The organism is Verrucosispora sp. CNZ293 (genome assembly GCF_002754655.1).
On the sequence record NZ_PEFR01000001.1, the window covers coordinates 3329985 to 3342015 of the forward strand.

Below are 12031 nucleotides of genomic sequence, written 5' to 3' on the forward strand. Positions count from 1 at the left end.
CTCAGCCGAGGCCGCCCTGCACCCCGATGAGTGTGCCGATCAGGTATGTCGCCACCGCGGCGGCGGCGCCGAGCAGCAGTTGACGCAACCCGCCCGACCACCACCGACGGTTGGTGAACCGGGAGACGACGGCACCGGCGACGAAGAGCCCGAGCCCGCCGATCACCAGGGCCAGGACCAGGCTGGTCGCCCCGAACAGGTACGGCAGCAGCGGCACCAACGCCCCGACGGAGAAGCAGAGGAACGACGAGAGCGCCGCCTTCCACGGATCGGGTTGTTCGTCCGGGTTGACGCCCAACTCCTCCTGTACGTGCATCCGCAGCGCCTGCTCCGGTTGGCTGCGTACCGCCTCGGCGACCTGGATGGCGAGGTCCTCCGGCAGCCCCCGCGCGACCCACATGTCGGCGAGTTCCCGGGCCTCGGCCTCCGGGTGACGCTCCAGTTCCCGTCGTTCCTTGGCCACCTCGGCGGCGATCTGCTCGTTGGCGGACCGCACGCTCGTGTACTCACCGAGCGCCATGGAGATCGCGCCGGCGACCAGGCCGGCGGTGCCGGTGAGCACGATGGTGTGGGGCGAGACGCCACCGCCACCCACCCCGGCGATCAGGGCGATGTTGGTGACCAGGCCGTCCATCGCGCCGAACACGGCCGGGCGCAGCCAGCCGCCGGACACGTCGGCGTGGTGGTGCTCGCGCAGCGCCGCCGGGGTCTCGGTCACGGCAGCGTCAGGATCTCGTGCCCGTCCTCGGTCACCAGCACTGTGTGCTCGAACTGGGCGGTCCACTTCCGGTCCTTGGTGACCACCGTCCAGCCGTCGTCCCAGAGGTCGTACTGGTAGGTGCCGAGCGTGATCATCGGCTCGATGGTGAAGGTCATTCCCGGCTCCATCACGTCGGTGGGGCGCGGACTGTCGTAGTGCGGTACGTAGAGCCCGCTGTGGAATGCCTCGCCGATGCCGTGCCCGGTGAAGTCGCGGACGACACCGTAGCCGAAACGCTTCGCGTACGACTCGATGACCCGGCCGATCACGTTGATCTGCCGACCCGGAGCGACCGCCCGGATCCCCCGCATCATCGCCTCGTGGGTCCGCTCGACGAGCAGTCGGTTCTCCTCACTGACCTCGCCGACGCAGAACGTCGCGTCCGTGTCGCCGTGCACCCCACCGATGTACGCGGTGACGTCGACGTTGATGATGTCGCCGTCGACGAGCGTGGTCGAGTCGGGGATGCCGTGGCAGATCACCTCGTTGAGGCTGGTGCAGCAGGACTTCGGAAAGCCCCGGTAACCCAGCGTCGACGGGTATGCGCCGTTGTCGACGAGGAAGTCGTGCACCACCTGGTCGATCTCGTCAGTGGTCACGCCGGGTTTGCAGTGCTCCCCCGCCAACTGCACCGCCTGGGCGGCGATCCGGCCCGCCAGCCGCATCTTCTCGATGGTCTCCGGCGGCTGGACGTGCGACCCCTGCCAGGGTCGGGGGGCCTTCTTGCCGACGTACTCCGGTCGGGCGATGTGGGCGGGTACCGGCCGCCACGGGGATAGCGTGCCGGGGGTCAGCGGCGCACGGACGGTCATGACGCAAGCCTATCGCCGCCCCCGTAGTGACCCCCACCACCGGCCGCTGCGAGCGGTTGTTGCCCTGCCACAAGCACTGTGTCAAGGTGTCTGCGTGGATCAAGGGGGCGCACCTCCCATTTTCTCCGCCAGCGCGGAGACCGATGGTGATCACCTGAGCGTGGTGGTCACCGGCGAGGTCGACATGGCGACCGCCGACACCATGCTCCAGACCGTGCTCGATGAGCCGGCCGGCCGGGTGACACTCGACCTGCGGGCGGTCACCTTCTTCGACTCGGCGGCCATCCACGCGGTGGTCCGGCTCGCCGGCCATTACCCGGACACGTTGACGGTGCTGCCGTCCCGGCAGGTCAGTCGGGTGCTGGAGATCGCCGGCCTGGGGAGCCAACCCTGGCTCCATCCGGCCTGATCCGCACCCGTCGCGTCGAGCGCCGGCCGGCTCCGCCCGACAGGCGCTCGACTACGCGCTCAGTTCCCGGCGCAGGGTGACCCGAGTCCCCTGCGGGGTGTGCTCGACCGAAAGATCCCCGAGTGCCCGGATCAGGGACAGCCCGCGCCCCCGGAAGCCCGAACCTGTCGACTCGCGCCACTGTCCGCTGTCGCACACCGTCGCCACCACGGTGCGGTCCTCCACCCGCACCTCGACCTCGACCACCGGCTCCACCGGGTCGACCGGGTGCTCGATGGCGTTCGCCGCCGCCTCGGAGACCGCCACGGTCAGGTCGAACAGGTCCGTCTCGCCCACCCGATGCGCGACGAGGAAGTCCTCCAGCCGCTTGCGCAGCACGCTCAGCCGGGTCGGGTCGGCGGGCAGCCGCAGCTCGAAGCGGTTGAGTTCGACCGCCTCCAGGGCGAGAACCGCCACGTCGTCCCGTCGGGGACGGCCGGCGACCCGCGCCACCACCGCGTCGATCAGGTCGGCCACGTGCTCACCCGACCGGGCCGCGTCGGCGCGCAGCAGGGCCAGCGACTCGTCGATGCCGACCTCCCGGTCCTCGATCAGGCCGTCGGTGTAGAGCAGCAACCGATCGCCGGCCCGCAGCTCGCCCGAGACGGTCTTGTACTCGGTGCCGGCGATGGCGCCGACCGGCGGCCCGAGCGCCCGGCCGTGCAGGAACGCGACGTCGTCTTCCCGGATCACCAGGGGCGACGGGTGCCCGGCGCTGGCGTAGCGCAGCCGACCCGTCCGGGGACTGAACCACAGGCAGAAGACCGTCGCGAACGAGCGTGACTCGGTGGAGCCCACCAGCCGGTTCAGCCGGGTCAACGACTCGCCGGGGTCGAAACCCTCCAGCACGTACGCGCGCAGCGCGTTGCGTAGCTGACCCATCGCCGCCGCCGCCGGCACCCCCTTGCCGACCACGTCGCCGATGACCAGCACGAGTTCGTCGTCGTCCCGGGCCATCACGTCGTACCAGTCGCCGCCCACCTCGACGTCCGCGCTACCCGGCAGGTAGCGGCTGGCCACCACGGCTCCGGGCAGCTGGGGCAGGGTGCGGGGCAGCAGGCTGTGCTGGAGGGTGGTGGCGATGCGGTGCTCGACCTCGTAGAGCTGGGCGTTCTCGATGCGTACCCCGACCAGGCGGGCGAGCTGGGTCAACGCGGCCTCGTCGGCGTCGGCGCTCTCGGCGGCCGGGTGCCACACCCGCAGCTCACCGAGCGGCTGGTCGGCCACCCCGGTCAACGGCAGGACGAACGACGGCTCGACGCTGCTGGCCCCGCCGGCGTCGGCCTCGTAGCGCGCCCCACCGGCGGAGACCACCACCCGGACCGCCTCGGCGAGACTCAACGCGTGGCGGGCGGCGACCTGGAGCACGTCGGCGGTGGAGCGGGCGGTGTTGACCGCGACCGCCGCGTCCGCGAGCGCCCGCAGCCGCCGGATGATCTGGTTGCGCAGCTGACCGAGGGCCATGTTGGCGCGGACCCGGGCGATCAGCTCCTGCCCGGAGAAGGGTTTGGTGAGGTAGTCGTCGGCCCCCACCGACAACCCGGCGACCTCCTCGGCCGAACCGGCGCGGGCGGAGAGCAGCACGATCGGCACATACCGGGTACGCGGGTCCGCGCGCAGCGCGGCGACCAGACCGAAGCCGTCCAGACGCGGCATCATCACGTCGGACAGCACCAGGTCGAACGCCTCCCCGGTGGCCAGCCGCAGCGCCTCCACCCCGTCGGCTGCGGTACTCACCTCCCAGGTGGGCACGAGCAGCCGGGTGACGTGTTCGCGCAGATCCGGGTTGTCGTCGACAACCAGCACGCGGCCGGCGGGCGCGGCGGTGGGGGGCTGCGGCACGAACTCCGTCGGGGAGTCGACGCCCGGCCCGGTCGCGGCGTCCGCCGGGTGGGACACGGCCGCGACCGGGCCGGCGGTCCACTGTGCGGTCTCGGCGACGAAAAGCGGCGCCTGCCGTGGCTCCCGCACGGTGTGATCGGTGTCGGCCACCCGTTCGGCCGGCAGGTGCACCGCACCGAACGGGACGGTGACCACGAAGGTGCTGCCGACGTCGAGCTGGCTCGTGGCGCTGACCCGGCCGCCGTGCATCTCGACAAGTTCGCGGACCAGGGCCAGGCCGATCCCGGTGCCCTCATGGCTGCGCGAGCGCACCCCCGGCACCCGGTGGAACCGCTCGAACACGTGCGGTAGCTCCCGCGCGTCGATGCCCACCCCGGTGTCGGAAACCTCCAGTTGGGCCACCCCGTCAACCGCACGCACCCGGATGCTGATCTCACCCTCGAAGGTGAACTTCAGCGCGTTGGAGATCAGATTGAGGACGATCTTTTCCCACATGTCCGGATCGACGAATACCGGCTCCGCCAGGGGCGGACAGTCCACCACGAACCGCAACCCGGCACGCTCGGTGGCGGAGCGGAACGTGCTGGCCACCCGGGAGGTGTAGTCGGCCAGATCGGTGGGCTCGTAGTGGGCCACCAACCGCTCGGACTCCAGCCGGGAAAAGTCGAGCACCGTGTTGACCAGCTTCAGCAGTCGCAACGCGTTGCGGTGCATGACCGTCAACCGCTGTGTGTAGTCCTCGCTGAGCGACGGGTCGGCGAGCAGGTCCTCCAACGGGCCCAGCACCAGGGTCAACGGGGTGCGGAACTCGTGACTCACGTTGGCGAAAAAGTTGGTCTTGGCGAGGTCCAGGGCGGCCAGCTCCGCGGCTCGGGCCCGCTCCTGCTCGTACGCCCGCTGCTTGCCGACCGCCCGGGAGATCTGTGCGGCGACCAGCTCGAAGAACGTGCGGTAGTCCTCGGTGAGGGGCAGCCGCCGGGCCACTCCCAGCACCAGCACGCCGGCCGGATCGTTCGTCGCGCTGATCGGCAGCACCATCGCCTCGTCGGCGGCATCGGCCGGCACCTGACCAAGCAGGTCGGCGGTGGGCAGCACCACACCGACCCCGGTCGCGGCCACCTCGATCAACCGCGCGGACGGATCGCCCGCGACGGTCCCGGCGCCGCTGACCCCGGTCAGGCGCAGGTATCCCTCGCTGTCCCGCAGGTAGAGCAGCCCGAACGGCACGTCGGCCCGGTACCTGTCGAGCACCGTCGCCGCGACCTGGCCGAGTTCGTCGCTGCCGACCGGATCGGCCAGCTCCGAGCCGAGTTCGGCAAGCACCCGGAGCCGGCGTTCGCTGAGCACCCGCCCGGTGGTCTCGCTACAGATACAGAGCACCCCGCTGATGGTTCCGTCGACGTCACGGATCGGGTCGTACGAGACGTCGAAGTAGACGTCCTCCATGAAGCCGTGCCGATTGAGCAGAAAGTGACGGTCCCGGGCCTGGTACGACTCGCCGCCGCGCAGCACCCCGGTGAGCAACGGCCCCAGCACGTCCCAGGTCTCCGCCCAGTGCTCCCGGGCGGGCTCGCCCAGCACGGCTGGATGCTTGTCGCCGATGGTGGGTCGGTACGCGTCGTTGTAGAAGGCGCGCAGGTCCTCGCCCCAGAACATGGCGATCTGCGCCTTGGAGGCGAGCATCGTGCTGATGGCGTTGCCCAGCGAGGTGGGCCAGCGCTCCGGGGGACCGAGCGGGTTGGCCGACCAGTCACGATCGCGCAGCAGCGCGCCCATCTCGCCGCCGCCCGCGAATGCCGCCGCGAGCAGCGGAGGCGTTCCCTCTTCCGCAGCGGACGGCTGACTACCGTCCACGCCCCCCTGGGCCGAGTTCATGCAGCCTCCCCGGCCGTGTCCGCACCGCGCCGATCATCGAATGCCCTGACCCGCCTTCTACCCAGACGGATCAGCAACGTAACGCATACGACTGCTCAGACGCTGTTCAGCTCCGGACGAGCACAGGCGTCCGCTCGGCTGACCGCTGTTGCCCACCCTCCGGGTAAGCGAGATCACAGGGGGGTGACGTACGCGCCGGTGATGCCGCCGTCGACCACGAACTGCGCGGCGGTCATGAACGAGGCGTCGTCGCTGGCCAGGAAGGCCACCGCGGCGGCGATCTCGGTCGGTTCACCGAACCGTCCCATCGGCACGTGCACCAGCCGACGGGCGGCCCGTTCCGGGTCGGCCGCGAACAGCTCCCGCAGCAGCGGCGTGGCCACCGGCCCGGGCAGAGGGCATTGACCCGGATGCCCTCCCGGGCGAACTGCACGCCCAGTTCCCGGGTGAGCGCCAGCACCCCGCCCTTGCTCGCGGTGTATGCGATCTGGGACGTCGCCGCACCCATCAACGCCACGAACGAGGCGGTGTTGATGATCGAGCCCCGGCCCTGCCTACGCATGTGCGGGATGACGTGCTTGCAGCAGAGGTAGACGCTCGTGGTGTTGACCCGCAACACCCGTTCCCAGGCGTCCAGGCCGGTCTCCAGGATGGAGTCGTCCTCCGGTGGGGAGATGCCGGCGTTGTTGAACGCGATGTCCACCCGCCCGTACCGCTCGACCACCCCGTCGAAGAGGTCGCGTACCGCCGGCTCGTCGGCCACGTCGGCCGCGACGAAACTCCCACCCACCTCGTCGGCGGCCCGCTGTCCGGCCTCGACGTCGACGTCGACGCAGACCACCCGGGCGCCCTCGGCGGCGAACCGCCGCACGGTGGCCAGTCCGATACCGCTGGCCGCCCCGGTCACCACTGCCACCCGGTCCTGCAACCGTCCCTGCATGCTCACTCCTCGGTGCTGACGAAGACGTTCTTCACGTCGGTGAACGCGTGCAGGGCGTCAGGCCCCAACTCCCGGCCCAGGCCGGAGCGCTTCATCCCGCCGAACGGCGTCCAGTACCGCACCGAGGAGTGCGAGTTGACACTCAGGTTGCCGGCTTCCACGGCCCGGGCCACCCGCAGCGCCCGGCCCACGTCGCGGGTCCAGATCGAGCCGGAGAGACCGTACTCGGTGTCGTTCGCCAACCGGACGGCGTCAGCCTCGTCGTCGAACGGGAGCACCGAGACGACCGGGCCGAAGATCTCGTCTCGCCAGTGACGGTCGCCGGGTGTCTCGGCCAGCAGCACTGTCGGGGGGTACCAGTAGCCGGAGCCGTCGGGCCGCGAGCCGGTGAACGCCACCCGGGAGCCGTCGACGTACCCGGCGACCCGGTCCCGCTGCCCGGCCGAGATCAGCGGGCCCATCTCGGTGCTCTCGTCGGCCGGGTCACCGACCCGGAAGGCGCGTACCGCCGGTTCGAGAAGTTCCAGGAAGCGGTCGTACACCGAACGCTGCACCAGCAGCCGGGACCGGGCGCAGCAGTCCTGGCCGGCATTGTCGAAGACGGCGTACGGCGCGCTCGCCGCGGCTCGTTCCAGGTCGGCGTCGGCGAAGACGATGTTCGCCGACTTGCCGCCCAGTTCCAGGGTCAGCCGCTTCACCTGACGGGCACAACCGGCCATGATCCGGGTGCCGACCTCGGTCGAGCCGGTGAAGCAGATCTTGCGGACGGCCGGGTGGCTGACGAATCGTTCACCGACCACCTCGCCCCGCCCGGGCAGTACGGTGAACACCCCCTCGGGCAGACCTGCCTGGGTCGCCAACTCGGCCAGCCGCATCGCGGTCAACGGGGTCAACTCGGCGGGCTTGAGCACCACCGTGTTGCCGGCGGCGAGCGCGGGGGCGAAACCCCAGGCGGCGATGGGCATGGGGAAGTTCCACGGAACGATCACCCCGACCACACCGAGCGGTTCGTGGAAGGTGACGTCCAGCCCGCCGGGCACCGGGATCTGCCGCCCGGTGAGTCGCTCCGGCGCACCCGCGTAGTAGTCGAGCACGTCCCGGACGTTGCCCGCCTCCCACCGCGCGTTTCCGATGGTGTGCCCCGCGTTGGCGACCTCCAGCCGCGCCAACTCCTCCAGGTGCTCGTCCACCACCGCCGCGAAGCGTCGCAACAACCGCCCCCGCTCCCCCGCACTGACCCCCCGCCACCGCTCAAACGCCGTGGCGGCCCGCCCCACCGCCCGGTCCACGTCTTCAGTCGAGCTCTCCCCAACCTCCCGCAACACCACCCCACGAGCCGGATCCCATACCTCACCCACCCGCCCTCACCCCACCCACTCCTCGCGATCTTGCACTTTCTGCCGGGGCAAACTCGACATACCACCGCACATCAACGACCAGAAGTGCAAGATCGCGGAGAACTGGGTGGGTGGGGTCAGAGGCGTTCGAAGCCACGGGTCAGTTCCCAGTCGGTGACGGCGGCGTCGAAGGCGGCCAGCTCGACGCGGGCCATGTTGGCGTAGTGGGCGACCACCTCCTCGCCGAAGGCTTCGCGGGCCACTGTCGAGCCTTCCCAGAGGGTGAGGGCGTCGCGGAGGGTGCCGGGGACGCGTTCGGCGCTCGCGTCGTCGTACGCGTTGCCGGCGCACTCCTCGGCCAGTTCCAACCCGTTCTCGATGCCGTGCAGCGCACCCGCCACCAGGGCCGCGATGGCCAGGTACGGGTTGACGTCGGCGCCCGGCACCCGGTTCTCCACCCGCATCCCCTGACCGTGCCCCACCACCCGCAGCGCGCAGGTGCGGTTGTCCGTGCCCCACCGCAGTGCGGTCGGAGCGAACGAGCCCGGCTGGTAACGCTTGTAGGAGTTGATGTTCGGCGCGAAGAACAGGCTCAGCTCCCGCATCGTGGCGAGCAGCCCGGCGAGCACCCGCTGCCCGGTCGGGCTCAGGTGCGCCGGCCCGTCACCAAGCATCGCCGAGCCGCCGGAGGCGTCCCGCAGCGAGAAGTGGATGTGGCAGGAGTTGCCCTCCCGCTCGTTCGGCTTGGCCATGAAGGTGATCGACATGCCCTCCTGGGCGGCGATCTCCTTCGCCCCGTTCTTGTAGATCACGTGATGGTCGGCGCAGGCCACCGCCTCGTCGTAACGGAAGGCGATCTCGTGCTGGCCGAGGTTGCACTCACCCTTCGCGCTCTCCGGAACCAGACCCGCGCCGGCCATCTCGGTACGGATCCGCCGCAGCAGTGGCTCCACCCGGGCGGTACCGAGCAGTGAATAGTCCACGTTGTACTGGTTGGCCGGGGTCAGCTCCCGGTAGCCGCGCTGCCACGCCTGCTCGTACGAGTCACGGAACAACACGAACTCAAGCTCGGTGCCGGCGTACGCGGTAAGCCCGTACGCGGCCAGCCGGTCCAACTGCCGGCGCAGGATCTGTCGCGGCGAGGCGATCACCGGACCGGCACCGTCAAGCCATTCCAGGTCGGCCAGGAGCAGGGCGGTGCCGGGCTGCCAGGGCACCCGACGCAGCGTGTCGAAGTCCGGCTTCATCGCGAAGTCGCCGTAGCCGCGTTCCCAGCTCGACATGGCGTACCCGTCGACAGTGTTCATGTCGACGTCGACGGCGAGCAGATAGTTGCACCCCTCGCTGCCGTGCGCGACGACCTGGTCGAGGAAGTACGGGGCGTGGAACCGTTTGCCCTGCAACCGGCCCTGCATGTCGACGAGGGCCAGCACCACCGTGTCGATCTCGCCCTCGGCGACGGCGCCCCGCAACTGTTCGAGCGTGAGCGGTGGTTTCCTCATCCGCCAGCCTCCATCACCAAGGTCTACCGGCCGAGCCGATCACCGTCAACAGGACGCTCCGCCCGTACCCCCATCCACTCCCCCGGCAAACCGTTCGGGACCGACGACGGGTCGCCATCCGCGCACCGCCACGACCCGCACACCGGCGGTGGTGAAGTAGGGATCCGCCGCCATGAGCCGATCGACCTCCGCCCGGTCGCCGGTGAAGACAAGCATCGCTCCGGATCAGCACGACGAGGTGCCGGGCCGGCTCGCCGACGCGTGCGGCGGTGGCGCCCCGGGCCAGGTCTCGCGGGACGCTCTCCGCCGGCTACGACACCAGCCACGGCGCACGGGTCCGGTTCGCGACGGTGACCGGCCCGTGCGTGATCGACAAGGCAGCCGTGCTCGGCGGCGGATCGCACACGGCGACCTGGACCGCGTCGACCGCCTGCCGGATCCGCCTGCTGCCGGCGGACCGCCTACGAGATCTCATCGACCAGGTGCCGGCGCTCCGCGACCACGTCCTACGCCACCTGTCCGAGCAGGTGAACCGCGACCGCCGGGCCCAGGTCCGCCGCGCCGCGCCGGAGCCCGTCGCGCGGATCGCCGCCTGGGTCGCCGAATCCATGCGTACGCGGGGCACCCGGATCACCCTGCCAGGGGCGCAGCAGGGGCTCGGCGAGGAGATCGGCCTGTCCCGGGTGACAGTCAACCGTGCGCTCCAGGTGCTCGTCGGCGCGGGCGCCATCCGCGTCGAGCCCGGCACCATCGTCGTGCTGGACCCGGCCCGCCTCACCGCCGCTCGGGACGCCGCGCCGGGACGCGACAGCGGTCGAACAGGTCCGGGACGCGATCGGGGCTGAGATGTGCCCGGCGCACCGCCGCCATTAGCCCACACAAGACAGAAGGCAGGAAGAAGGATCTCCCTGCCACTCCTAACGTATATCGCGCCTGGGGGCTTGCCGCAAGACCCGGGTGATGCCGCAGAATCTGCGGCCGAGGCCAGGACCTGCGGAAACAGAGATCCGCACGGCACGCGCCGGACCGCGCGGCACCTGGCCGAACACCGGTGGGGGGGTACGGATGTTCGACGTGATCATCGCCGGGGGTGGGCCGACCGGTCTGCTGCTGGCCGGCGAGTTGCGGCTGCACGGGGTGCGCACGCTGGTGCTGGAGAAGGAGACCGAGCCGACCTCGTTCGTCCGCGCGCTCGGTTTGCACGTACGCAGCATCGAACTGCTGGACCAACGCGGCCTGCTGGACCGGTTCCTCGCGCTCGGCCGGCGGTACCCGGTCGGCGGCTTCTTCGCCGCCGTGGACAAGCCCGCGCCGGACCGGCTGGACACCGCCCACCCCTACGTGCTGGGCATCCCGCAGCCGGTCACCGATCGGCTGCTGGCCGAGCGGGCCGCCGAGGTCGGCGCGGAGATCCGGCGCGGCTGCGAGCTGGTCGGGCTGAGCCAGGACGAGCACGGGGTGACAGTCGAGCTGGCGGACCGCAGTCGGTTGGCCGGCCGCTACCTGGTCGGCTGCGACGGCGGTCGCAGCACCGTACGCAAGCTGCTCGCTGTGGCTTTCCCCGGCGAGCCGAGCCGGGTCGAGACGCTGCTGGGTGAGATGGCGGTGGGCGTACCGCAGGAGACGGTGGCCGCCGTGGTGGCCGAGGTCCGCACGACCCAGAAGCGGTTCGGGCTCGGCCCCCTCGGCGACGGCGGATACCGGGTCGTCGTGCCCGCCGAAGGGCTGGCCGCCGACCGCTCGGTCCCGCCGACCCTTGCGGAGTTCAAACAACAGCTGCGGGCGTACGCGGGCACCGACTTCGGTGTGCACTCACCGCGCTGGCTGTCCCGCTTCGGCGACGCCACCCGGCTGGTCGAGCGGTACCGGACCGGCCGGGTGCTGCTGGCCGGCGACGCGGCACACATCCACCCGCCGACCGGTGGGCAGGGCCTCAACCTGGGCCTCCAGGACGCGTTCAATCTCGGTTGGAAGCTGGCCGCCGTGGTGGCCGGCTGGGCGCCGGACGGGCTGCTGGACAGCTACCACGCCGAACGGCACCCGGTCGCCGACGACGTGCTGAACAACACCCGCGCACAGATGGAACTGCTCGCCACCGAGCCGGGCCCGCTGGCGGTACGCCGACTGGTGGCGGAACTCATGGAGTTCGAGGAGGTGAACAGGTACCTGGTTGAGAAGATCACCGCGATCGGGGTCCGCTACGACTTCGGCCCGGGGCATGACCTGCTCGGCCGGCGGATGCGGGACGTACGGCTCACGCGTGGCCGCCTCTACGAGCTGACGCACGCCGGCCACGGCCTGCTGCTCGACCAGACCGGCAAACTCTCGGTCGACGGCTGGGCGGACCGGGTCGACCATATCGTCGACGTCAGCGAGGAGTTGGACGTACCCGCTGTGCTGCTGCGACCGGACGGTCACGTGGCCTGGGTCGGCGACGACCAGCAGGATCTGCTCACCCGGCTACCCCGGTGGTTCGGCTCCGCCACCTGATCGCGTCGCCGTTCCCTGATGAACC

At 70.8% G+C, this 12031-nt stretch carries 8 protein-coding genes and 1 pseudogene; 3 read left to right on the forward strand and 6 right to left on the reverse strand.

Annotated features, from left to right (window positions below):
- Position 1: 1 nt before the first annotated feature.
- On the reverse strand, positions 2 to 718 hold the full coding sequence (locus CLT74_RS15055; protein WP_099847109.1) for a VIT1/CCC1 transporter family protein: 717 nt from the start codon (positions 716 to 718) through the stop codon (positions 2 to 4).
- Positions 715 to 1572 (reverse strand): type I methionyl aminopeptidase, encoded by an 858-nt coding sequence (gene map / locus CLT74_RS15060; RefSeq protein ID WP_099847110.1) that lies wholly within the window; start codon positions 1570 to 1572, stop codon positions 715 to 717. Before map ends, CLT74_RS15055 begins: the two co-directional genes overlap by 4 nt.
- Before the next feature lie 94 nt (positions 1573 to 1666).
- Here map and CLT74_RS15065 point away from each other — a divergent pair, with 94 nt between their 5' ends.
- Entirely contained in the window at positions 1667 to 1981 is a 315-nt protein-coding gene (locus CLT74_RS15065) for an STAS domain-containing protein (protein WP_199172192.1), read from the forward strand.
- Between the two features lie 51 nt (positions 1982 to 2032).
- Here CLT74_RS15065 and CLT74_RS15070 read toward each other — a convergent pair whose 3' ends face one another.
- From CLT74_RS15070 to CLT74_RS15085, 4 genes and pseudogenes are all read right to left on the reverse strand, one after another.
- Positions 2033 to 5737, reverse strand: coding sequence for a SpoIIE family protein phosphatase (locus CLT74_RS15070; protein WP_099847111.1), 3705 nt, complete (start codon positions 5735 to 5737; stop codon positions 2033 to 2035).
- A gap of 173 nt (positions 5738 to 5910) precedes the next feature.
- A pseudogene (locus tag CLT74_RS15075) lies at positions 5911 to 6677 on the reverse strand (3-oxoacyl-ACP reductase).
- Between the two features lie 2 nt (positions 6678 to 6679).
- Positions 6680 to 8035, reverse strand: coding sequence for an aldehyde dehydrogenase family protein (locus CLT74_RS15080; protein WP_099847112.1), 1356 nt, complete (start codon positions 8033 to 8035; stop codon positions 6680 to 6682).
- A 116-nt stretch (positions 8036 to 8151) separates the two neighbouring features.
- On the reverse strand, positions 8152 to 9516 hold the full coding sequence (locus CLT74_RS15085; protein ID WP_099847113.1) for a glutamine synthetase family protein: 1365 nt from the start codon (positions 9514 to 9516) through the stop codon (positions 8152 to 8154).
- 269 nt (positions 9517 to 9785) lie between these two features.
- Between CLT74_RS15085 and CLT74_RS15090 the strand changes: the two genes are divergently transcribed.
- Both CLT74_RS15090 and rox read left to right on the forward strand, forming a co-directional pair.
- Positions 9786 to 10361 carry a Crp/Fnr family transcriptional regulator gene (locus CLT74_RS15090; RefSeq protein ID WP_099847114.1) on the forward strand — a complete coding sequence of 192 codons (576 nt, stop codon included), beginning with the start codon at positions 9786 to 9788 and terminating at the stop codon, positions 10359 to 10361.
- A 220-nt stretch (positions 10362 to 10581) separates the two neighbouring features.
- Complete coding sequence (gene rox / locus CLT74_RS15095) at positions 10582 to 12006, forward strand: rifampin monooxygenase (RefSeq protein WP_099847115.1); 1425 nt, start codon at positions 10582 to 10584, stop codon at positions 12004 to 12006.
- The last annotated feature ends 25 nt before the right edge of the window (positions 12007 to 12031 follow it).

Bases quoted from the DNA above. Each gene is read 5' to 3' on its own strand.
- map (WP_099847110.1), bottom strand. From the start codon at position 1,572: ATGACCGTCCGTGCGCCGCTGACCCCCGGCACGCTATCCCCGTGGCGG.
- CLT74_RS15070 (WP_099847111.1), bottom strand. From the start codon at position 5,737: ATGAACTCGGCCCAGGGGGGCGTGGACGGTAGTCAGCCGTCCGCTGCG.
- CLT74_RS15085 (WP_099847113.1), bottom strand. From the start codon at position 9,516: ATGAGGAAACCACCGCTCACGCTCGAACAGTTGCGGGGCGCCGTCGCC.
- rox (WP_099847115.1), top strand. From the start codon at position 10,582: ATGTTCGACGTGATCATCGCCGGGGGTGGGCCGACCGGTCTGCTGCTG.